20 protein-coding genes and 1 pseudogene are annotated in these 21,489 nt (G+C 71.4%); 11 read left to right on the plus strand and 10 right to left on the minus strand.

The genetic code is table 11. The features are described 5' to 3' along the window. Positions 1-893: 893 nt before the first annotated feature. The 4 genes and pseudogenes from ABZ810_RS17135 to ABZ810_RS17150 form a co-directional block, all read right to left on the minus strand. Positions 894-2,180 carry a DUF222 domain-containing protein gene (locus ABZ810_RS17135; protein ID WP_358403911.1) on the minus strand — a complete coding sequence of 429 codons (1,287 nt, stop codon included), beginning with the start codon at positions 2,178-2,180 and terminating at the stop codon, positions 894-896. Positions 2,181-2,937: 757 nt separating this feature from the next. Continuing rightward, positions 2,938-3,081 carry a hypothetical protein gene (locus ABZ810_RS17140; protein WP_358404393.1) on the minus strand — a complete coding sequence of 48 codons (144 nt, stop codon included), beginning with the start codon at positions 3,079-3,081 and terminating at the stop codon, positions 2,938-2,940. Between the two features lie 64 nt (positions 3,082-3,145). Next, positions 3,146-3,418 (minus strand): annotated as a pseudogene (locus ABZ810_RS17145) (hypothetical protein); the annotation flags it as partial. Then, on the minus strand, positions 3,415-3,693 hold the full coding sequence (locus ABZ810_RS17150) for a helix-turn-helix transcriptional regulator (protein ID WP_358403913.1): 279 nt from the start codon (positions 3,691-3,693) through the stop codon (positions 3,415-3,417). The gene ABZ810_RS17150 and the pseudogene ABZ810_RS17145, both read right to left, overlap by 4 nt. A gap of 151 nt (positions 3,694-3,844) precedes the next feature. On the opposite strand from ABZ810_RS17150, the gene ABZ810_RS17155 reads away from it, so the two are divergent. Continuing rightward, the gene (locus ABZ810_RS17155) at positions 3,845-4,237 is read left to right on the plus strand and encodes a VOC family protein (RefSeq protein WP_358404395.1); all 393 of its coding nucleotides are present in this window, start codon (positions 3,845-3,847) and stop codon (positions 4,235-4,237) included. Positions 4,238-4,352: 115 nt separating this feature from the next. Here ABZ810_RS17155 and ABZ810_RS17160 read toward each other — a convergent pair whose 3' ends face one another. Then, positions 4,353-5,267, minus strand: coding sequence for a LysR family transcriptional regulator (locus ABZ810_RS17160; RefSeq protein WP_358403914.1), 915 nt, complete (start codon positions 5,265-5,267; stop codon positions 4,353-4,355). Positions 5,268-5,455: 188 nt separating this feature from the next. Between ABZ810_RS17160 and ABZ810_RS17165 the strand changes: the two genes are divergently transcribed. Genes ABZ810_RS17165 through ABZ810_RS17190 form a run of 6 tightly spaced genes read left to right on the plus strand, consistent with a single transcriptional unit; the run spans position 5,456 to position 12,325 of the window. Continuing rightward, complete coding sequence (locus ABZ810_RS17165; RefSeq protein ID WP_358403916.1) at positions 5,456-6,241, plus strand: ABC transporter ATP-binding protein; 786 nt, start codon at positions 5,456-5,458, stop codon at positions 6,239-6,241. Further along, on the plus strand, positions 6,238-7,047 hold the full coding sequence (locus ABZ810_RS17170; protein ID WP_358403918.1) for an ABC transporter ATP-binding protein: 810 nt from the start codon (positions 6,238-6,240) through the stop codon (positions 7,045-7,047). Before ABZ810_RS17165 ends, ABZ810_RS17170 begins: the two co-directional genes overlap by 4 nt. Beyond that, positions 7,044-8,990, plus strand: coding sequence for an AMP-binding protein (locus tag ABZ810_RS17175; RefSeq protein WP_358403919.1), 1,947 nt, complete (start codon positions 7,044-7,046; stop codon positions 8,988-8,990). The genes ABZ810_RS17170 and ABZ810_RS17175 overlap by 4 nt, the downstream gene beginning before the upstream one ends. 34 nt (positions 8,991-9,024) lie before the next feature. Beyond that, positions 9,025-9,912 (plus strand): branched-chain amino acid ABC transporter permease, encoded by an 888-nt coding sequence (locus tag ABZ810_RS17180; RefSeq protein ID WP_358403920.1) that lies wholly within the window; start codon positions 9,025-9,027, stop codon positions 9,910-9,912. Beyond that, entirely contained in the window at positions 9,909-11,042 is a 1,134-nt protein-coding gene (locus ABZ810_RS17185; RefSeq protein WP_358403921.1) for a branched-chain amino acid ABC transporter permease, read from the plus strand. The genes ABZ810_RS17180 and ABZ810_RS17185 overlap by 4 nt, the downstream gene beginning before the upstream one ends. An 8-nt stretch (positions 11,043-11,050) precedes the next feature. Beyond that, positions 11,051-12,325: an ABC transporter substrate-binding protein gene (locus ABZ810_RS17190; RefSeq protein ID WP_358403923.1), complete on the plus strand. Its 1,275-nt coding sequence runs from the start codon at positions 11,051-11,053 to the stop codon at positions 12,323-12,325. A 52-nt stretch (positions 12,326-12,377) separates the two neighbouring features. Here the strand turns inward: ABZ810_RS17190 and ABZ810_RS17195 are convergent, their stop codons facing one another. Continuing rightward, positions 12,378-12,605 (minus strand): helix-turn-helix transcriptional regulator, encoded by a 228-nt coding sequence (locus tag ABZ810_RS17195; protein WP_358403925.1) that lies wholly within the window; start codon positions 12,603-12,605, stop codon positions 12,378-12,380. Positions 12,606-12,729: 124 nt separating this feature from the next. Between ABZ810_RS17195 and ABZ810_RS17200 the strand changes: the two genes are divergently transcribed. Next, positions 12,730-13,515 carry an SAM-dependent methyltransferase gene (locus ABZ810_RS17200; RefSeq protein ID WP_358403926.1) on the plus strand — a complete coding sequence of 262 codons (786 nt, stop codon included), beginning with the start codon at positions 12,730-12,732 and terminating at the stop codon, positions 13,513-13,515. A gap of 134 nt (positions 13,516-13,649) precedes the next feature. Further along, the gene (locus tag ABZ810_RS17205) at positions 13,650-13,820 is read left to right on the plus strand and encodes a hypothetical protein (RefSeq protein ID WP_358403928.1); all 171 of its coding nucleotides are present in this window, start codon (positions 13,650-13,652) and stop codon (positions 13,818-13,820) included. A 25-nt stretch (positions 13,821-13,845) separates the two neighbouring features. Here the strand turns inward: ABZ810_RS17205 and ABZ810_RS17210 are convergent, their stop codons facing one another. Together ABZ810_RS17210 and ABZ810_RS17215 are read right to left on the minus strand one after the other, a co-directional pair. Then, positions 13,846-14,292, minus strand: coding sequence for a hypothetical protein (locus tag ABZ810_RS17210; protein ID WP_358403929.1), 447 nt, complete (start codon positions 14,290-14,292; stop codon positions 13,846-13,848). After that, a complete protein-coding gene (locus tag ABZ810_RS17215) occupies positions 14,292-14,660 on the minus strand; it encodes a PH domain-containing protein (protein WP_358403931.1) in 369 nt (122 codons plus the stop codon). The genes ABZ810_RS17210 and ABZ810_RS17215 overlap by 1 nt, the downstream gene beginning before the upstream one ends. A gap of 237 nt (positions 14,661-14,897) precedes the next feature. Here ABZ810_RS17215 and ABZ810_RS17220 point away from each other — a divergent pair, with 237 nt between their 5' ends. Next, positions 14,898-15,317 carry a DoxX family protein gene (locus ABZ810_RS17220; protein WP_358403932.1) on the plus strand — a complete coding sequence of 140 codons (420 nt, stop codon included), beginning with the start codon at positions 14,898-14,900 and terminating at the stop codon, positions 15,315-15,317. On the opposite strand, the gene ABZ810_RS17225 is transcribed toward ABZ810_RS17220, so the two are convergent. Both ABZ810_RS17225 and ABZ810_RS17230 read right to left on the minus strand, forming a co-directional pair. After that, the gene (locus ABZ810_RS17225) at positions 15,307-18,324 is read right to left on the minus strand and encodes an SMC family ATPase (protein ID WP_358403933.1); all 3,018 of its coding nucleotides are present in this window, start codon (positions 18,322-18,324) and stop codon (positions 15,307-15,309) included. The genes ABZ810_RS17220 and ABZ810_RS17225 overlap by 11 nt on opposite strands. Positions 18,325-18,391: 67 nt before the next feature. Continuing rightward, positions 18,392-19,525, minus strand: coding sequence for an exonuclease SbcCD subunit D (locus ABZ810_RS17230; protein WP_358403934.1), 1,134 nt, complete (start codon positions 19,523-19,525; stop codon positions 18,392-18,394). Between the two features lie 92 nt (positions 19,526-19,617). On the opposite strand from ABZ810_RS17230, the gene ABZ810_RS17235 reads away from it, so the two are divergent. After that, on the plus strand, positions 19,618-21,477 hold the full coding sequence (locus ABZ810_RS17235) for a tetratricopeptide repeat protein (RefSeq protein ID WP_358403935.1): 1,860 nt from the start codon (positions 19,618-19,620) through the stop codon (positions 21,475-21,477). The last annotated feature ends 12 nt before the right edge of the window (positions 21,478-21,489 follow it).

Consider the following 21,489-nt stretch of genomic DNA (forward strand, 5'->3'; position numbering starts at 1 on the left):
AGGTGGGCATGAGCGCGGTGGGCATGAGCGCGGTGGGCATGAGCGCGGTGGGCATGAGCGCGGTGGGCATGAGCGCGGTGGGCATGAGCGCGGTGGGCATGAGCGCGGTGGGCGTGAACGCGACTACGGGCCTAAGCGCGGCTGCGGGTGTGGGCGCGGGCCTGCACGCGGCTGCGGACGTGAGCCACGGCGGACGTGAGCCACGGCGGACGTGAGCATGGCGGAGGTGAACGCGACTACGGGCGTAAGCGCGGCTGCGGGCTTGCACGCGGCTGCGCGCGTGAACACGGCGGGCATAAGCCGCGGCGGGTGTGGGCGCGGCTGCGGGCGTGAACGCGACGGGCGTGAACGCGACTACTGGCGTAGGCACGACTACTGGCGTAGGCACGACTGCGGGCATGAGCACGACAGCGGGCATGAGCACGACAGCGGGCATGAGCACGACAGCGGGCATGAGCACGACAGCGGGCATGAGCACGACTGCGGGCGTGGGCGCGGCTGCGGGTGGTGGTCAGGATCGAGGTCTGCTCGGGGTGGGGTTGAGCGGCAGCTGTCCTCCTGACTGGTGTGCCCCCCGGCTGGGACTGGTCCGATGCGGGGGGCATGAGTTGGCGGCGACCAGCGGAGGCAGTGGGTGGTGGGGTGCGGAGCTGGGGTGGTCGACTGTGGGTTGAAGTGGCCGACGATGAGTGCGTCGACAGGCCGGTGTTCAGACCCGACGGCTGCTGTATTGCTCTGGGTGCGCGTGGGTGTGATGGCCCATCTGCGGCGGGTGCCACCATCACCGCTGTGATCTGAGCGCCGGGATCGTAGGAGGGCTGGGCTGGTTGTGGGCGTGCCTGTAGGCCCGGTGGTGTGATGTCCGCCGGGCCCAAAGGTTGGTTGTGGGGTGTTCAGGCTGCGAGGTGGTGGTCGTTCCACGGGTTGTCGCCACCTGGGTCGGGTGTTCGTCCGGTGGGCCATCTGCCGCGTCTGGATCGTGTGATCCCGTCGGGTGGCAGTGTCTGGTAGACGTACTGTCCGGCTTGGTTCTTGCTGATGTTGATCTGGTCGGGGTGGGTGTGTTTCCACCGGTTGTGCCAGCCGCAGCACAGCGCGAGCTTGTTGATGTCGGTGGGGCTGTTTCCCAGCGCCCATCCGTCAACATGGTCGACTTCGCACAGGAAGCCCGGCACCTCACAGCCGCGTACGGCGCAGGTGTCGTATTGGGTTTCCAGGACGCGGCGTTGGCCTGGGCTGGCGATGCGGGTGGTGTGGCCGAGGTAGAGGGGCACGTTGCCGGGGCCCAGGATGAGGGGTGAGATTCCGGCGGTGAGCGCCAGCCGCCGTACCTGCTCGGCGGGGATGGGGGTGCCGTCGCGTAGCCAGCCGGGCGTGTCTTCGCCCATGAGGGTTTCGAGGTTGGCGATGACGGTGACGCGGGTGTCGTTGTGGCCGTGTGACAGCACGGTGGTGAGGGCGGCTGCGGTGCGTTCGCTCAGGTCTCGCCGGTCGTCGGTCCCGGCTGGTTTGGTCAGCGGGCCGAGGGTGCCGTCCAGGATCGCGGCGTCTTCGGGGTTCAGCCACCCGTTCACATACGACCCACCATCCAGCGACCGGCTCAACGTCAACCACGACCGCTCATAACCGCGCTTGACGTCCTCAGGCGCCTTCTCGGTGCCGTCGGCCTCAGAGACCAGGTCATGGATTTTGCGGCCCAACCGGGCGACCTTGCCTGCCGACAGCCCGTCGTTGGCGGCGTTCAACAGGATGTCCTCGGCCGCCGCGCAGTCCTCATCGTTCAACCGCTGCACGGCGTCGGCGACCGTAGCCGCGTAGCCGAGCGACAGGTCACCGCTGCCCAGGTCCTTGCCCACCCGCTCCAGACGCGGCAACTGGCGGGCCAGGGTGATGCGTTCCTTGGCGCGGCCTTCACGCATCCCCAGACGGCACCGCAGCCACGCCTGGGTGGACGGCAGCCCCCAGTTTTTCATTTCGCCGGTGCGGTCCACTACTGCGATCATCGCGGCCAATGCGGATTCGCCTTGGTCGAACGCGCACGCCAACTCCTCGGCCAGCTCCATGCAAGCGGCGCCGGAGTCGGGTGCGGGGCGGTGGGCGAGTTGGGTGGCGATCGCGGCTACCGCTTCCACCAATTCCGCGGTGGAAGCGGTCTCTAGATCCGCGACGATCGAATGCATGTCTTGATTATATCGACGGTCACGGATTGCAATTATCTGATTACGGACATTTCGGATGGCCGCAGGTGGCCAACAATTCCCTGGCCGGTGGGAGGGTGGATCTTTCGTCCCCCGGTGGGTGCGTGGCCCGGCACGGGTGGGTCGGAGTCTAGGCGGGTTGCTGCTGGTGGATGGCTGAGCGGAGCCGAACTGACCCACCGCGCACAAGCCTCCGCCCTTCCGAGGGTTGCTGTCACGTCAGCCGGGGTCCCAGAAACCCAAGGATGCGATGAGGCGAAGGGTGTGCTGCCGCCTGAGGTCGCACCGGAAACCCGCGCTTTGCGCGGCCCTAAAGCTCGAACATCAACCACCAGCAGCACCCGCACAATGGCAGAAGACCATGACCGGCCGCCTACTTTCTTGTCGATGCCGCGTTTGAGCAGCAGTCCGCATCCACCCCGCACTCGGGAGATAGGCGTTGGCCAAAGGGGTGACCGAGGCCGCCGACCCCGAAGGGGCTAATGATCTAACCGGAGAAGCGTTGATCCGCAGTGAAGCTCCAAGACCCCAACACCCCACCCACTTCCTTGTCGCTGCGAAGCTTGAGCAGCAGACCGCATCCACCCGCACCCGGGCGCCCACGCAATAGCCAAAGGGGTGACCAATGCCGCCGGGCGCGAAGCGCCTCAGGTCTGGCCATCAAGTCTGGCCATCAGGTCTGGCCAGAGGGAACGCCAGGCCCGAAGGCCAGCGCGCATTCCCGGCCCCGCCGCCTTCTTTAGACCAAGGCGGCCAGGCGAAGCCTGGTCTCGTCTTCGCCGCCCGGTGCCGCCGTCAGCATGACGATCTTTCGTTCGGCATCGCCGTCGGTCAGGATGTCGCAGTCGACCGGGATGGAGCCGACCTCGGGATGTTGGACGATCTTGCGGTTCTCGCGGTGGGCGCCCGACCGTGCCGCCTGCCCATAGAGCGGCGAAACGTTGGTTGCCCGTGCTGAGCTCGTGGATCAAGCTCCACAGGCGATCGCTGTCGGGGAAACGTCCGGTGGCGCGGCGCAGGTCGGACAGGATGGCGGACTCGACCGTGGCCTGGTCGGGGGTGGTGACGGGCCACTGCGACAGGTATGGATCCTCTCCGTCGATCGGGAAGGTGCCGCGGGCGAAGTTGCGCAGGCGTGGCGGCCTCGGCGTCGGCCTCGGCGACGGCGACGGCGACGGGTCGCCCAGGGGCGCCGCCCAGCCGCGGTTCCACCAGATCAGCTGCCAGTCCGCGGCGAGACCGCGGCAGGGGTGTCACCCAGCCGGTCGAGCAGGCGCCGGAGACCGGGCGGGATGTGGTCGGAGATCTTTCGGGAGGACGGCGGGACGAGACCGGCCATCCGGGAGAGGTGGTCCCGTTCGGGGTCGGTGAGCTGGAGGGCGCGGGCGAGGGCGGCGACCACCTGGGCGGAGGGAGTCGTGGCGCGGCCCTGTTCCAGGCGGACGACGTGGTCGACGGAGATCCCGGCGAGCTCGGCGAGCTCCTCTCGGCGCAACCCTTCGCACGGCGTGCGCGTCCGGTCGGCACCCCCGCCGCCGCTGGGGAGACGCGGTGGCGCCAGGCGCGCAGTGTCGCGCCCAGCGTCGCCTCGTCCGTGGCCAGACGGCCCCATTCTCGCTGATGAGGGCCGGTCGAAGGTGGTACCGGTGGTTCCTACGGTCGGCCCGTCTCGGGTCCAGGGTCCGGGCGTCGGCGAATGTCGATCACATGAACCTTCCTTCTCTCACGACCATGTCGGCCTCAGCGTCACCTCCGAGGATCTGGACGCCACCATCGAGTGGTACTCCGGCGTGTTCGGCTTCGACGTCGAGCGGCGGTTCGACTCGCACGGCACGACGTTCGTCTTCCTCGCCTGCGGCGACGTCAGGATCGAGCTCCTGGCCGGTGCCTCGGACCGTCAGGAGCCGACCGGTGACGTGCTGAAGAGCATGGCCCCTCGCGCCTGCACCATTTCTTCCTCGCCGTCGACGCCCCCTCGACACGATGATCTCCCGGCTGCGCGGCCTCGGCATGGGCCTGATCGGCGGGCCAAATGCTGATCGATCAGATCGAGCGGCGCATCGCGTTCGTGACCGACAATCTCGGCACCATCATCGAGCTCCCGAGGCCGTGCCCACCCGTTGGCCCCCGACCGGTGATCGCCGGGGGTCGTGATCATCCGAGGGTGAGGGCGGCTTCCAGGTCCGTGGTGACGGCTGTCAGGGTGGACAGGGCGGCGGCCACGGCGGGGTGGTCGTCCGAGCCGGCCCGGATGAGGACCTCGATCGTGCGCCCCTTGCCCGGGAGGGGCGTCGTCGCGACGCCGGGCGGGACGTTCCCGCAGAGCAGGCCGGGCAGGATCGTCACGCCGAGGTCGAGCGCGACCAGGGCGAGGGCCGCGGCCAGGTCGTCGTACTCGTGCTCGATCACCGGTGTGAAGCCGGCGCTGTGACAGGCGTGCAGGGTGACGTCCCGGCAGCTGCTCGCCGGCGCGGTGGTGATCCACTTCTCCCCGCGGAGCGCGGCCAGGCCCTCGCGTTCGACCAGGGGACGGAGCCGTTCGGGGATCGCCAGGACCAGCGGGTCGTCCAGGAGGCGCCGCGCGGTGAGGCCTTCCGGGGCGGGCGTGCCGAGGTGCAGGTAGCGGTAGTGCAGCGCGATGTCGAGGTCGCGGCGCTTGAGCATCGGCACGGCCTCCTCGGGTTCGGCCTGCGTGACGCGCGGGCGCAGCGCCGGGTGGCGTTCGGCCAGGGCGCGAACGAACGGGGCGGCGACCGGGGCGAGCGCGCTCGGGAAACATCCCGTGCGCAGCTCGCCGACGACCTGGTCGCCGAGCGAGCGCACGATGCTCTGGGCACGTTCCAGCTCGGCGAGCACGTGCTCGCTCTGCCGGGCCAGCGCCGCGCCGACCGCGGTGAGGCGGACGGTGCGGCCCTCCCGGTGCAGCAGGACCGCGCCGGTCTCGGTCTCCAGCGCGCGCAGCTGCTGCGAGACGGCGGACGGCGTGACCTGGTGGATGTCGGCGACCGCGGTGACCGTCCCGTAGTCGGCCAGGTCGCGCAGGAGGACGAGCCTCTTCGGGTTCAGCATGGGCGTGGGGTTCAGCATGGGCCCTGGGGCGGATATGGGCGGAGTACGTCGAGCATGGCTCCAGCTTGGCGGCTCCGGGCGGCGTTACCAAAGAGCAACGGGCGGGACAAACGCCGCTCTTGTCTCACGATGAGATGCACGTCACACTCTCTGCATCCGGACTGGACTCCAACCACCGGGCGGCGCTCATGCTGAGTGTTCGTAATCTCGAGGTCGTTTACCACGATGTGATCCTGGTCCTGCGGGGCGTCAGCCTCGAGGTCCCCGAGGGCGAGATCGTCGCGCTGCTGGGCGCGAACGGAGCGGGCAAGACCACGCTGCTGCGGGCGGTCTCCGGGCTGCTCGACGTCCACGACGGCGAGGTCACCAAGGGCGCGGTCACGCTGGACGGCAAGCCGATCCACGAACTGTCGCCGACCCGCGTGGTGCGTTCGGGCGTGCGGCAGGTCATGGAGGGCCGGCGGATCTTCGCCGAGCTGACGGTCGAGGAGAACCTGCGCCTGGGCGCGCACACCAGCCCGGGCCAGCTCGGCGGGAACCTGGAGCGGGTGTACGCGCTGTTCCCGCTGATCAAGGAGCGGCGGTCCAAGACCGCGGGTTACCTGTCGGGCGGCGAGCAGCAGATGCTCGCGGTCGGGCGCGCCCTGATGTCCGAGCCGCGGCTGCTGCTGCTGGACGAGCCGAGCCTGGGCCTGGCGCCGCGGCTGGTGGAGCAGATCCGCGACATCATCGTCGAGATCAACCGGCAGGGCACCACCGTCCTGCTGGTCGAGCAGAACGCGACCATGGCGCTGGCGATCGCGAGCCACGGCTACGTCATGGAGACCGGCAAGATCGTCATGGACCGGCCGGCGCGGGAGCTGCTCCAGGACGACGACATCCGCGAGTTCTACCTCGGCCTGGGCGCCGAGGGCGCGGCCCGTTCGTTCCGCGACGTCAAGCACTACCGGCGGCGGAAGCGGTGGTTGTCGTGATCCTCGAAATGGACGACGTCAAGCTCTCGTTCGCGGGCGTGACGGCGATCGACGGCGTCTCGTTCAGCGTCGAGCCGGACGAGCTCTTCGCCGTCATCGGGCCCAACGGCGCCGGCAAGACGTCCATCTTCAACGTCATCTCCGGCGTCTACCGGCCGCAGCACGGCAAGGTCACGTTCGACGGCACCGACCTGCTCGACCGGCGGCCGCACGAGATCGCCGGGCTCGGCATCGCGCGGACGTTCCAGAACGTCGAGCTGTTCGCCAACCTCACCGTCCTGGACAACCTGATGCTCGGCCGCCACCTGCAGCTGCGCTACGGCGCGCTGGCCGGCATGGCCTGGCTCGGGCGGGCGCGCCGGGCCGAGCTGGCGGCGCGGGCCGCGGTCGAGGACATCATCGACTTCCTGGAGCTGGAGCAGTGGCGGCGGCACCCCGTCGGGCTGCTGCCGTACGGGGTGCAGAAGCGGGTCGAGCTGGGCCGGGCGCTGGCGCAGGAGCCCAAGCTGCTGCTGCTCGACGAACCCGTGGCCGGCATGAACCTCGAGGAGACCGAGGACATGGCCCGCTACATCCTCGACATCCGCGAGGAGCTGCGCGTGCCGATGATCCTCGTCGAGCACGACATGGGCCTGGTCATGGACCTGGCCGACCGGGTGCTCGTCGTCGACTTCGGGGTGCGGATCGCGCTCGGCACCCCCACCGAGATCCGCGACGACCCCGAAGTGATCAGGGCGTACCTCGGGACGCCCGCGCGCGAGGCGAACTCCGAGCCGCCGGGCGACCGGGCCGAGGAGGTGTCATGACCGAGCTGGCGACCACATCGGCGATCACCACCACGACGATCGCGACCCGGATCCGCGATCGCGCGCTGGCGCACCCGGAACGGGTCGCGATGCGCGAGAAGGACTTCGGGATCTGGCAGGAGATCACCTGGCAGGCGTACTGGGACACCGTCCTCACCGTCGCGCACGCGCTGCTCGCGCTCGGCGTCGAGCCGGGCGACCGGGTGGCGGTGCACGCCGAGAACCGGCCGGAGTGGCTGTACGCCGACCTGGCCACGGTCGCCGTCCGCGGCACCACCATGGGCCTCTACCCCACCAACCCGGCGTCCGAGGTCGGCTACCTGCTGCGCCACTCGGGCTCCAAGATCCTCATCGCCGAGGACCAGGAGCAGGTCGACAAGGCCCTCGAAGCGACCGGCGGGGCCACTGGCGCAGCGACCGGCAGGGCGACCGGCAGGGCGACCGGCAGGACGACCGGCGGGGCGACGGGCGGGGCGACCGGCGAGCTGCCCGACCTCGAACGCATCGTCTACATCGAGCCGCGCGGCATCAAGGGCCACTACGACGACCCGCGGCTGATGTCGTGGGACGAGCTGTGCGAGCTGGGCGCACGGCACCGGGCCGAACACCCGGACGCGGTCGGCGAGCGCATGGCGGCGGCGCGGCCCGCCGACGTGATGGTGCTGGTCTACACCTCCGGCACCACCGGACCGCCCAAGGGCGCGATGCTGACCGTCGCGAACGTGGAGTTCGCCGTCCAGACCCTCGTGGAGGGCGGCGGCTTCACCGACCCGCCGCCGACCCACCGCGACCTGATCCTGTCGTACCTGCCGCTGTGCCACGTCGCCGAACGCATCTTCACGGTGTGGTTCAACGCCGCCACCGGCGTCCAGGTCAACTTCGCCGAGTCGATCGAGACCGTGCCGGCCAACCTGCGCGAGGTGCAGCCGACGATCCTGTTCGGGGTGCCGCGCATCTGGGAGAAGGTGCTGGCGGGCGTGGAGATCCGGCTCGGCTCGGCCAGCCCGGTCAAACGCTGGACGACCCGGCTGTGGTTGCGGCTGGCCGACCGCCTCGGCGACACCCTCGTACGCCGCGGCGGCCGCCACTCGTTCGCCACCCGGCTGCTGTACGGGATCGGCTGGGTGTTCTGCTTCCGCGCGCTGCGCGAGCGCATCGGGATGCGGCGGGTGCGGTACGCGGCGTCCGGCGCGGCGCCGATCGCGCCCGAGGTGCTCAAGTTCTTCATGGGCATCGGCGTCCCCATGCACGAGGTGTACGGGATGACCGAGAACACCGCGGTCGCCACCGCCAACCGGCCGGGCCGGGTCAAGCTCGGCACCGTCGGCGAGGCGCAGCCCGGCTGCGAGGTCCGGGTGGACGACGACACCGGCGAGATCCTCACCCGCCATCCCGGCACGTTCGCCGGCTACTGGCGCGACGAGCGGGCCACCGGGCGGGTGGTCGAGCCGGACGGCTGGCTGCACACCGGCGACGTCGGCGAGTGGGACGGCGAGCACCTGCGCATCACCGGCCGGATGAAGGAGATCATCATCACCGCCGGCGGCAAGAACGTCGCCGCGCCGCTGATCGAGAACGAGCTGAAGGTCTCCCCGTACATCCGCGAGGCCATCGTGATCGGCGACCGCCGCGCCTACCTCACCGCGCTCATCGGCATCGAGCTCGACACCGTCGGCGAATGGGCGACGCGCCGCCGCCTCGCCTACACCACCTACCGCGACCTGTCCGAACGCGACGAGGTGCGCGCGCTGGTGCAGGGCGTCGTCGACGCCGTCAACGCCGACCTGGCCCGGGCCGAGCAGCTCAAGGACTTCCGGCTGCTGCCCAAGGAGCTGGACCACGAGGACGGCGAGCTGACCGCCACGCAGAAGGTCAAGCGCACCGCCGTCGAGCGCATCTTCGGGGACCTCATCGACGACCTCTACGGACGGAGCCCCCGGTGACACCTGAGCAGATGCCGCCGAGCGGAGGGAGCCGATGACGGAGTTCTGGCAGAGCGTGGCGCGCGGGCTCGGCAACGGATCGATCTACGCGCTGCTCGCGCTCGGCTTCGTGATCATCTACAAGTCCACCCGGGTCATCAGCTTCGCCCAGCCCGCGTTCATGCTGTCCGGCGCGGTCCTGGTCACCTACCTGGCGGGCGAGGTCAACTTCTTCCTGGCGCTGGCCCTGTCGGCGGTCGCGGTGGCGCTGCTCGCGCTGAGCGTCGAACGGGTCGCCGTCCGGCCCATGGTCGGCAAGCCGGTCTTCGTCGTCGCCATCATCACGCTCGGCCTCGACATCGTCATCCGCGTGATCGTCAACGGCTTCATCGGGCTCGACGTCCGGCAGGTCGGCGACCCGTGGGGGCTGCGCACGGTCGACCTGCTCGGCGTCCCGGTGCAGCAGCGTTACCTCGCCATGCTGGCCACCACGGCGATCATGGTCGCCGCGCTGTTCGCGTTCTTCCGCTACACCCGCTTCGGGCTGGCGATGCGCGCCGCCGCGTTCGACCAGGAGACCTCGCTCGCGCAGGGCGTGCCGGTCGGCGCGGTGTTCGCGACCTCGTGGGCGATGGCCGGCGGGCTCGCCGCGATCGCGGGCGTGCTGGTCGGCAGCGGCGCCAGCGTCGACCAGAACCTGTGGATCATCGCGTTGAAGGCGCTTCCCGCGATCATCCTCGGCGGGCTCGACTCGCTCGGCGGCGCGGTCCTCGGCGGGCTCTCGGTCGGGCTGGTGGAGTCGCTGGTCGGCACCTACCAGGCCGACATCGCGCCCTGGCTCGGGCAGAACTTCGCGGTCGTGTCGCCGTACGTGCTGATGTTGCTCGTCCTGCTGATCAGACCGTACGGGCTCTTCGGGACGCCGGAGGTGGAGCGCGTATGAACACGCTGCTCGAACGTCGCGGGACGCGCCGGCCGCGCGGGCGCCCGCTGCTCTACACCTCCTACAAGCAGGACATGGCGCTGCTCGACACGCCCGCCAAGCGGCGCTGGCTGATCGCGCTGCTGGTGGTCGCGCTGCTCGCGCCGTTCATGCTGACCGACGACATCCTCCAGCTGCTCGCGGTCGGGCTGGTGGCGTCCATCGGCGCGATCGGGCTCAACATCGTCACCGGGTACGCGGGCCAGATCTCGCTCGGGCACGCGTTCTTCCTGGCCATCGGGGCCTACACGGCCGCGGCGATCTCCGGCGACCCGGACGGCAAGGTGATCGGCTTCGGCGTCACCTCGATCCTGGTGTGGCTGCCGGCGGCGGGCCTGGCCGCCGCCCTCGCGGGCGTCATCGTGGCGCCGCTGGCCACCCGGCTGCGCGGGCTCTACCTCGCGGTCGTGACGCTGGGGCTGGTGTTCCTCGGCGAGCACATCTTCAAGGAGTGGGACAGCCTGACCGGCGGCCCCGGCGTGGGACGCCCGTCCGCCACCGTCGAGCTGTTCGGCGTGCGGCTGGACGAGGCGGGCGCCTACAGCAAGGAGCAGAAGCTCTACCTGCTCATGCTCGTGCTGCTGGTGCTGTTCGCGGTGCTCGCCCGCAACCTCACCCGCTCGCGCGTCGGCCGCGCGTTCGCCGCCGTGCGCGACCGCGACATCGCCGCCGCGATCATCGGCGTCGACCTGCGCCGCACCAAGCTGCTCGCGTTCGCGATCTCCTCGTTCTACGCGGGCATCGCGGGCGCGCTGTTGTACACCGTCACCGGTTTCTTCGACCCCGGTTCGTTCAACCTGCTGCTGTCGATCCAGTTCATCGCCATGATCCTGATCGGCGGGGTGGCCACGGTGAGCGGCGCGATCATGGGCGCGATGTTCATCACGCTCCTGCCGCGCATCACCCGTGAACTGCCCGGCGTGCTCCCGTTCATCAGCTCCGAGTCCAAGGACACCCCGAACGTCTTCCAGGTGGAGACCGTCTTGTACGGGCTGCTCATCATCGCCTTCCTCATCCTCGAACCCCGTGGCCTGTTCGGCGTCTGGACCCGGATCCGCAACTACTGGAAGGCCTGGCCCTTCAGCTATTAGGAGCCCTCATGAGGAGAACCAGGATCGGAGCCGTGCTGGCCGCGAGCATGCTCGTCGTGAGCGGATGCGGAGTCTTCCGGGGTGAGGAGGACAGCGGCGCGCCCGGCGTCACCAAGGACCCCTGCCCCAACGCGGTCAACAAGGACAACGGCTGCATCTATCTGGGCATCATCTCCGACCTCACGGTCGGCCCGTTCAAGACGCTCGCGGTGCCGATCACCGAGTCGCAGAAGGCGTTCTGGAAGCGGGTGAACCAGCAGGGCGGCATCGGCGGCTACGACATCGACGTCACCAAGTACGTCCGCGACAACAAGTACAACCCCGAGACGCACAACCAGGTCTACCAGGAGATCAAGGGCAAGGTGCTGGCGCTCGCCCAGACGCTCGGCTCGCCCACCACCGCGGCCATCATCAAGGACCTCAAGGCCAGCAAGATCGTCGCGGCGCCGGCCTCGTGGACGTCGGCGTGGAACTTCGAGGACGTGATCCTGGAGTCCGGGGCCAACTACTGCGTCGAGACGTTGAACGCGGTCGACTACGCCGCCGACACGTTCAAGCCGAAGAAGGTCATGGCGGTGCACTACGCCGGCGACTACGGCGCCGACGCCGCGGCCGGGGCCAAGGCGGGCGCCGCCGCCCGCAAGCTCACGTTCAGCGCGGTGGAGACCCCGCAGGGCCAGGACAACCAGGGCCGCGCGGTGGACGCCATCGTCAAGGAGAAGCCCGACCTGGTCATCATCACCACCGGGCCGACCGACGCCGCGACCGTCATCGGGCAGGCCGCCGCGCGCGGCTTCAAGGGCAAGTACATCGGCACCGGCCCGACGTGGAACAAGGGCCTGCTGAAGAGCCCCGCCGCCCCCGCGATCAAGGCGCAGTACCTGCAGTCGGGGCCGTGGGCGCCGTTCCAGACCAACTCCCCCGGCCACCAGGCCATGCGGCAGGCGGTCGGCCAGGTCGACCCGAACGACGGCTACACCTCCGGCTGGGTCTGGTCGTACCCGCTCAAGGCGGCCCTGCAGAAGGCCGCGGCCAACAAGGAGATGACCCGTGACGGCGTGCTCAAGGCCGCCAAGCAGCTCACCCAGGTCGACTACGAGGGCATGCTGCCCGCCGGAGCCGGCAACTACAGCGGCAACGCGCCCACCGACGTGGTGCGCACCACGCTGATCTCGCAGCCGGACGACGCCTCGCCGACCGGCGTCAAGGTCATCAAGGAGGCGTTCACCGGCCCGACCGCCCAGGCGTACACGCTCGACGCACCCTGCTATGGCAAGCTCTGAGCCGGCGCCGGCTCAGAGTCACGGCAGGCCCTGAGTTACGGCCGACCTTGAGTTACGGCAGGCTCTGAGCACGGAGTTCCAGCCTGCTCGCCGTGCCCGTCTTGGCGAGCAGGCTGGCGACGTGCGTGTCGACGGTGCGGTGCGACAGGAAGAGGCGGTCGGCGATCTGCCAGTTGGTCGGCCCTCGCCGACGAGCATCAGCACGTCCACCCCGGCCGCGCCTGACCGTGCCTGACCGTGCCTGACCGTGCCTGATCGCGCCTGATCGCACGGAGAACACGCGGAAACAGCACAGGAACGGAACGTCCGCGCCCCGGTGCGGACGTTCCGTGTTTCCGTGGTTACGGTGGCGAACCTCGATCCACTAAGGTTGATCCACCCCGCCCCCTCCTCAGGGATGCACGATGAACGACCGCGACAAACTCGGCTTCGACGTCCCCGCCAGTGCCCGCGTCTACGACTACTCCCTCGGCGGCAAGGACAACTACGGCCCGGACCGCAGCGCCGCGTCGGACGCGCTCGACATGTACGAGGTCGCGCATCTGCTGCCCCGCGAGAACCGCAAGTTCATGCGCCGCGCCGTCCGCCACCTCCTCGACGCCGGCGTCCGGCAGTTCATCGACCTCGGCTGCGGCCTGCCCGGCAAGGGCAACGTCCACGACCTCGCCCACGCCGCCGACCCGTCCGCCACCGTCGTCTACGTCGACAACGACCCGGTCGCCGTCGTCCACTTCCAGTCGCTCCTGCACGCGGTCGAGAACGCCACCGCCATCGCCGCCGACGCCCGCCGGCCCGAGGCCATCCTCACCCATCCCGAGCTGACCGCCCTGATCGACCTCGACCGCCCGGTCGGGATCCTGATGATCTCGATGCTCGACTGGATCCCGGACGAGGACGACCCCGACGCCGTCGTCGCCGCCTTCCGCGACGCGCTCGCCCCCGGCGGCCATCTGGTCATCTGCGACTTCCTCAGCGACAACCTGTCCGAGGCCGACCGCGCCATCCACAAGGAGCTGACGGACCGCTACAACATCTCGCTCACGTTCCGTTCGAGCGAGCGCTTCAAGGGCTTCTTCACCGGCCTCGACCTGCTCGACCCGGGTCTGGTCCTGGCTCCCGACTGGCGTCCCGACCGCCCCTACGACCGGCCGTCCGGCTGGCTCATGGCAGGCGTCGCCCGCAAACCCTGACCGCCGTCAGACGCCGTCAGCAGGCCCGGGCCAGACCCGGCGACCGCCGTCAGCAGGTGGTCTGCCGGGACGCGGGGATGGCCAAGGCGCTCCGGTAGCCGGGATCCCAGAACCTGAAGTGGTCCCTGTCAGAGGTGTTGCGACCTGAGTGGACCTGGGAGCCGACCCCCAGGAAGCCGCCGCCGGTGCAGGTGTCCTGGACCTCGATGGAGGTGCCGCAGCCGTCCGTACCGGTCGTCGTGGTGCGGTTGCCTCCCCAGGGCAACCCGCAGGAGGCGCTCCTGCGGTGGGGGTCCGGCACCTGAAAGGTCCTGGCCTGACGGTCCTCGCCTAGAGGCACATCCAGCAGTAGAGGCGTTCCTCTCGTTCCCGCGCGTCGGCGGCGAGGGCCGCGAGCCTCCCCAGAAAATCGGCGAGCGACTCCGGTGCGATGCCGACCGCGTCATCAGGCTCGGTCTCGCACCACCTCTCGGCGAGCGGCAGCAGTCCCTCCTGTGGCACCTCGGCCAGGCCGTCGCGCAGCCGATCGGTGAGCGACACGACCCACGGGCCCTCCGGCTCCTCCGGGCTGATCAGCGCCAGCGAGCGCGGGTCCGCCGACACCTCGTCCTTGGACAGGCCGGTGAGGAGGGCCTCGACCGGGATCGCGAAGGTGGTCGGTTCCGCGCCCTTGAGCGCTCCCAGGCCAGCCAGCCCCGCGTGCGCCGCGCCGTGCTCGAACGCGGTCACCGCGACATCGTCGTCAGCGGCCCGGAAGTACTCGTACAGGTTCCCCATCAGCGGGAAATATAGTGCACGATCACGTCGTGGACATGGTGGGTCTTCTCCTCGCCGCGCATCTCGATCTCGTAGATCTGCGTGCCCACGTGGATCGCGATGGTGCCGCTGGAGAAGAACGACCCGGCGAGCGACTTGTTGCTGATCACGCTCACCGAGCTGATCTTCGAGTACGGGATGCTGGTGAACGCCATGCGCTTGCCCACGAACGACTTGTCCTGAATGATCACGCGCCGGTCGGTGAGCCCGATGAACCCCGTCCCGGTGCCCACGGCGTCGTACACCGCGAGGATCTGCTCGCCCTGCAGCAGCTGACCCTCGATCTGCTTGAACTGCCCCGACTTGTCATGCGGAACGGCGTTACCCACGACGACCCTCCAAATAGCCCGGTTAAGACCACTTCATCCTCCCCGATCCTTCCCTCCCCGTCTGCGGGACGTGCCAGGAACCCGCAGGGGCGTGGACGAACGAGCCGGCCGGATGGTCCCGGTCGCCGCTGGAGCTCAGACGGTCAGGAACGGAGAAGCCGCGGCCTGTGGGGGCGTCTTAGCGTGCTGGCACGGGCCTGGGGAGGTCTCGGGCCAGGGCGAAGGCGGAGGCGTGTGATGAGTTCGGTGACGAAGGGGCGGCTGCTGGTCGGCCTGTGCGTGTTCGTGGCGCTGGAGTACGCGTTCGGAGGGGTGGCGAAGTTCTGGGAGGGGACGGGGCCGTTCGGGCAGGACTACGCGGTGCGGTTCGTGGAGTGGGGGTATCCGTCCTGGTTCCGGTACGTGGTGGGCGCCGGGGAGCTGGTCGCGGCGGGGCTGCTGATCGTTCCGCGCGGGCACGTGCGGTTTCTGGGTGCTGCGCTGCTGGTCGTCATCATGATCGGTGCATCCATCACGCACATCGCCAACCAGGATCCGCTGTGGCAGAGCATCTCGGCGTACGTGCACCTGAGCATCACGGTGGTCCTGGCGTGGGCGCTGCGGACGGCGGGCCGGGACGAGCCCGCCGTCGTGCCGCGGGAGCCGGTCAGACGGTGATGGCGGCGGTGGAGCCGGTGCGGCGCTTGGTGATGCGGAGCTGGGCGGGGATGCGGGTGCGGAGCTCGGCGACGTGGCTGACGATGCCGACGGCGCGGCCGCCGTCGCGGAGGCCGTCCAGGACGTCCATGACCTCGTCGAGCGTCTCCTCGTCGAGGGTGCCGAAGCCCTCGTCGACGAAGAGGGTGTTGATCTCGGTGCCGCCGGCCTCGGCGGTGACGACGTCGGCGAGGCCGAGCGCCAGGGCGAGCGAGGTGATGAACGACTCGCCGCCGGAGAGGGTGACGGGGTCGCGTTCCTGGCCGGTCCAGGCGTCGACGACGCGGAGGCCGAGGCCGCCGCTTCCGCCGCGGCGGTCGCCGGCGGCCTTGTCGATGGTGTGCAGGAGGGCGTACCGCTCGGCGGACATGCGGGCGAGACGTTCGTTGGCGGCGGCCACGACCTGTTCGAGACGGGCCGCCAGCACGTACGCCGACAGGCGCATGCTGAGCCGGTTGGCGCTGTGCTGGCCGGACGCGAGACCCGCCAGGCGGGCCGCGACGGCGTGCCGTTCGGCGGCGGGACGCCACGCGCGGACGCGGGCGAGGAGCTCGGTGCGCAGCTCGGCCAGGCGGGTGGTGCGCGCGCGGGCGCGGTCGGCGGCGGAGGCGACGCTGGTACGGGTCGACTCGGCGAGCGCGAGGGCCGCTTCGAGGGCCGGCACGTCGGGGGCCGGTTCGGCGGCGGCGGTGGTGAGCGCGGTGTCGCGGAGCAGGTCGCGGACGGCCGACTCCTCCGACTCGTAGCGGCGGATGCGGTCGCGGAGCCCGGCCTGGCCCTCGTCGTCCAGCGCGGCGGCCGTGACCTCGTCGGGCGTCGCGAAGCCCTCGTCGGCGGCGGTCTGCCGCGCGCGGGCGCGGGCGGCGGCGAGCTCCTCGGCGGCGAGGTCGGCGACCTGAAGGGCGCGCACGGCGCGGGCGAGGGCGTCGGCCTCGCGGGTGAGGCGCGCGATGCGGGCCTCGAACGTGGCGTCGGTGCCGCGGGACTCGTCGAGCTCGGCCTGGACGCGGTCACGTTCGGCGGTCAGCTCGGCGGTGCGGGTGCGCTGGGCGGTGAGGGCGGTGGCGACCTCGTCGCGGCGGTCGCGGAGACCGTCCAGCTCCTGTTCGGCCTGGTGGAGGAGCCCCTCCATACGTTCGACGTCGGCGGCGCGGGCGTCGAGGGCCTCCAGCGCCTCCTGCGCGGAGGTGACGTCGGCGGTGAGCGACGGGATGCCGGCCTCGCCCGCGATCTCCAGGACGGCGTCGTGTTCGGCGCGCAGCGACTCGACCCGGTTGCCGGCGTCCTCGCGGCGGCTCTGGGCCTGCTCGTAGGCGGCCTGCGCACGTTCCTCGTCCTCCTCGCCCGGGATGAGGCCGAGGGCGGCGGCGGGCGCGGGGTGCTCGGTGGAGCCGCAGACGCGGCAGGCCTCGCCGGGCGCGAGGTCCTCGGCGAGGGTGGCGGCCATGCCTTCGAGGCGGGCCTGCCGCAGGTCCTGGAAACGTTCGCGCGCCTGCTGGGCGGTGTCGACCGCCTCGCGCTGGGCCTCCTCGGCCTCGGCGAGCCGGATCTGCACCTGGTCGCGGCGCTGCGCGGCGTCGAGCCTGCGGGCGGCCTCGTGCAGCGCGGCTTCGGCTCCGGAACGCCCGGCGAGCGCGACGCGCGCCTCGTCGAGCTGCGCCCGCTGCCGCTGGACCAGGCCGGGCAGCTCGGCGAGCTTGTCGGTGAGGGCGGCCTCGCGGGGTTCGAGGCGGGCCCGGTCGGCGTCGAGCGTGGTGAGCTCGGCGGTCAGGTCGCGGAGGCGGGCGGCGACGGCGCGCTTGCCCTCCAGGGCGGCGATGTCGTCGCGGCGTTCACGTTCGGCCTTGGCGAGGACGTCCTCGGCGGCGCCGGGCGTCACCAGGGCGGCGACCTCGGCACGGGCCTCGCCGGCCGAGCGGTGCGTGAGCTTGGCGTGGTGGGCGCGTTCCTGGACCTGGCGGATCAGCGGGACGACCCGGTCGGCGCGGGCGGCGGCGTCGAGGCGGGAGGCGAGCCGGGAGTGCTCTTCGGCGCGTTCGGCCAGGGCGGCCTGGCGGCGCAGCGCCTCGGCGTGGCGGGCCTGGCGGTCGGCGAGCGCGCGGGCCGACTCCAGGGCTGTGCGGGCGGCGGCGTGCGCGTCGTCGGCCTGAGCGAGCAGGGTCGTGTCGGTGTGGAGGACGGCCTCGTGGTGGGCGGCGAGCTCGGCCGCCCAGGCGGGGAGGATCTCGATGTCGTCGAGCGACTCGTCGGCGGGCTCGGCGGCGCGCGGCTCGGGCACGAGGGAGCTGCCGGGACGCTGGGTGCCGGCGGCCTCGGCGACGCGGTCGGCGATCGACTCGGCGGCCGAACGCAGGTCGAGCGCCTCGCGGCGGGTCGCGGCGCGGCGGTCGGCCAGCCACTTCTCGACCTGGGTGAACACCTCAGCGGCGAAGAGCCGTTCCAGCACCTTGCGGCGTTCGTCGGCGCCCGCGCGCAGGAAGCTCGCGAACTCGCCCTGCGGCAACATCGCGACCTGGCAGAACTGCGCGGCGGTCATGCCGAGCAGCCGGCCGATGAGGTCGCCCGCCTCGTCGAGCCGGTTGGTGTGGCCGATCCACTCGCCGTGCTCCAGCTCTTCGAGGAGGACGGCGGCGTGCTCGGTCGTGGTGCCGGTGCCACGCTTCTTGGGCCGCTCCCAGGCCGGTGACCGGGTGATACGGAAACGGCGGCCCCGGACCGTGGTCTCCAGGACGACGCGCGGGCCCTGCCCGGGTGCGGCGTGGTCGCTGCGCAGCCCCTTGACGGCGTTGCGCACGCCGGGCACCTGGCCGTAGAGCGCGAAGCAGACCGCGTCGAGCACGCTGGTCTTGCCCGCGCCGGTCTGCCCCTGGATCAGGAAGAGCCCGGCGTCCGACAGCGCGTCGAAGTCGATCTCCTCCGTCCCCGAGAACGGCCCGAACGCCGTCACCTCCAGCCGATGCAGTCTCACCCGGCGCCCTCCCCCGACGGCTCGGCGACGCGTGAGATGCCCCGCTGTGGTGCCCGGTTCGCGTCGCTCACGTGGCCGCCTCCTTCTGGCGGCAGCTCTCGAAGGCCTCGTGGAGGAGGTCGCGTTCGGCGGCCGAGGCGGGGGCCTGGGAGACCTCGGTGACGAAGTCCCCGGCGATGTCGAGGTCGGACCGTTCACGGACCCGTTCGGACCAGGAACGGGTGCCCTCGGACTCCCGGCCCTCCGGGTCGAAGCCCAGGACGAGCGCGTGCGGGAAGCGGCGGCGCAGCCGTTCCATCGCGGCGGACGGGCGCTGCGCGTCGGTGAGCGTGACCTGGAGCCAGCGGTCCTCGTACTTCTCCAGCGACGGATCGGTGAGCAGGTCGCCGATGCGGCCGCGCAGGCGGGCGACGCGGCGCGGCACCGGGGCCTCGACGAACTCGACCGACGGCTCGCCGCCCGAGGCGATCTCCACCAGCAGCGAGCCCTTGTGCTGCTTGTCCTCGGAGAACGAGTAGGCCAGCGGCGACCCCGAGTACCAGACGCCGGGGGCCATCTCCTGCTTGCCGTGCAGGTGGCCGAGCGCGGCGTAGCCGACGCCCTCGAAGACCGCGGCGGGCACGTTGGCCGCGCCGCCGACGGAGATGTCGCGCTCGCTGTCGCTGGCCTCTCCCCCGGTGACGAACGCGTGCGACAGGACGACCGGGGCGAGGTCGCCGCGGCGGGCGGCGTCGGCGCGGACGCGGCGCATGGCCTCGGTGAGCGCGGCCGAGTGGCTGCGCTCGTCGAGCTCCCAGGGGTGGCGGACGAGCTCGGGCTCCAGGTAGGGGATGCCGTAGACGGCGGCGTCCCCGATGAGGACCGGCTCGCCGACGGTGCCGGGGTCGGTGCGGACGTGCACGCCGGCGGCGTCCATGAGCGCCGAGCCGAAGCCGAGGCGCTGCACCGAGTCGTGGTTGCCCGCGATGAGCACCACCCGGGTCAGGTCGGCGAGGCGCACCAGGGTCTCGTTGCAGAGGCGGACGGCGTCGACGGCGGGCAGCGCGCGGTCGTAGACGTCTCCGGAGATGAGGACGCAGTCCACTCGCTCGGACCGGACGGTGTCGACGAGATGGTCCACGAAGGCCGCCTGTGCTCCCAGGAGGTCCTCGCGATGGAACGATCTGCCGAGATGCCAGTCGGACGTGTGGAGGAGTCGCATGTCCCGGTCACCATAGGCAGCACCCCCGGCACATCCGGCGCAGAAACGCCGACATGTCCCAAACGATCTCTGATATTCGTGGGCGAATGTCCATGGATGCTCCCGATGACCTGAACGAACCTGCGCGGATCGCGCCGCCCCCGCCGCCTCCGGCACGCGACCCGGGCGAGCCGAGCGAGGCGGAGTGGCGCGCGGCGATGCGCGACGACCTCGACGCGGCCCTGCCCCGGCTGGCGGCCGCGGCCGCCGCCGGGAGCACGTTCGCCGCGCGCTCGCTCGGCATCGCGATGCGCGACCGCGGCCGGTACGACGAGGCCGAACGCTGGTACCGGACGGGTGCGGAACGGGACGGCGGCTGCGCGTTCGGCCTGGCCACACTGCTGGAGCGGCTGGGCGACCCCGCGGGTGCCGCCGGGTGGTACGAGAAGGGCGCCGCGCTCGGCGACCTGGCGTGCAGGACCAACGGCGCGCTGCTGCTCGCCGCGCGGGGCGGCCTGGAGGAGGCGGAGGAACGGCTGGAGAGCGCCGCGGACGATGGCGACGACGTCGCCGACCAGGCCCTCGGCCGGATGCGCGCGTTCGCCCGCGTCTTCCCCGTTCGCGCGGAGAGGCTCGCGGAGGCCGGGCGGGACGGCGACCCTCGCAAGGCCGTCGATGCCGTCGACGACCTGATGGACCGGGACGAGGAGTTCCGCGCGTACGGCCACGTCGCCGACGCGGTCCGGCTCTTCGACGAGGCCGCCGAGATCGCCGGCGACGACGAGCCTCTGGTGTGGAAGGCCGCCCTGCTCAGCCGGCTCGACCGCTGGGAGGAGGCCGCCGGGGCGCTGGAGGCCGCCGCGGAACGTTTTCCCGAGTCCGGCTACGCCTCGTACCAGCTGGGCCTGATGGCGCGGGAACGCGGCGAGTGCGAGCGGGCCGAGCGCCTGCTCCGCCGGGCCGCCGACCGTGGCGAGGCACGGGCCCTGTGGGATCTCGCGGTCCTCTGCCTGCGGATGTGGCGCCTCGACGAGGCCGCACGGTGGTACACGGCGTACGGCGAGCAGACGCGCGAGGACTCGCCCCGCGACCACGAGGCCGGGCTGGAACGTGTCGGGGAGTATCGCGCGGAGCTGGCCGGCGTTCGCACCGACCGGGACGCCGAGCGCGTGGCCGCGCTGACCGGCGCGGCCGAGGCGGGCGACACGGCGGCGGGGATCGAGCTGGCCGGGCTGCTGCGCGCGCGCCGGGAGCCCGGCCCGGCCCTGCGCTGGTACCGCGCGGCGGCCGAGCGCGGTGACGCGGCGGCGAGCCTGGCGGTCGGCGAGATCCTGGACGACGATCTCGCGGTCCGCGCGGAGCATGTGATCCGGTGGTTCCTGCCGGCCGCCGAGGCCGCGTGGGCGCGAGGCTCCGCCGCGACGGAACCCGACCCCGATGACGTGGCCGTCGTGGAGCGTGCCGGCCTGCTCCACGCGCGCGCCGAGCTGACGGCCGGCACCGAGCTGTGGCTGCGCCGGGCCGCCCGGCTCGGGCATGGCGGGGCCGCGTTCTGGTGCGCGAACAAGTCCCACGAGTACGGCGATCCGCAGGAGGCGGAGCGGCTGTGGGCGGTCGCCGCGCGGGGCGGCGTGGCGTGGGCGGGCTGGCGCGCCGGCAAGAGCATGGTGCTGCGCGGCGCGTTCGCCGAGGCGGAGCCGCTGTTGCGGATCGCCTGGGAGGGGCGCGACGAGGAGGACCCGCTGCACGAGGCGGCGTACTGGCTGGGCAGGTCGCTGCGCGGGCAGGAACGCCTGGACGAGGCCGCGGAGTGGCTCCGGCGCGCGGTCGAGGTGCACTCGGTCGTCCGGCTGGGTTACGGCGGCTTCATGCTCACGTCGCTCTTCGACCCGGAGAAGGAACTCGCAGAAGTGGAGGACGCCCTGGAACACCACGCCCTTGAGCACCACGCCCTGGAACAGGGCGAACGCTGACAATGACGTTCC

The organism is Spirillospora sp. NPDC047279 (assembly GCF_040643285.1).
Classification (GTDB): domain Bacteria; phylum Actinomycetota; class Actinomycetes; order Streptosporangiales; family Streptosporangiaceae; genus Spirillospora.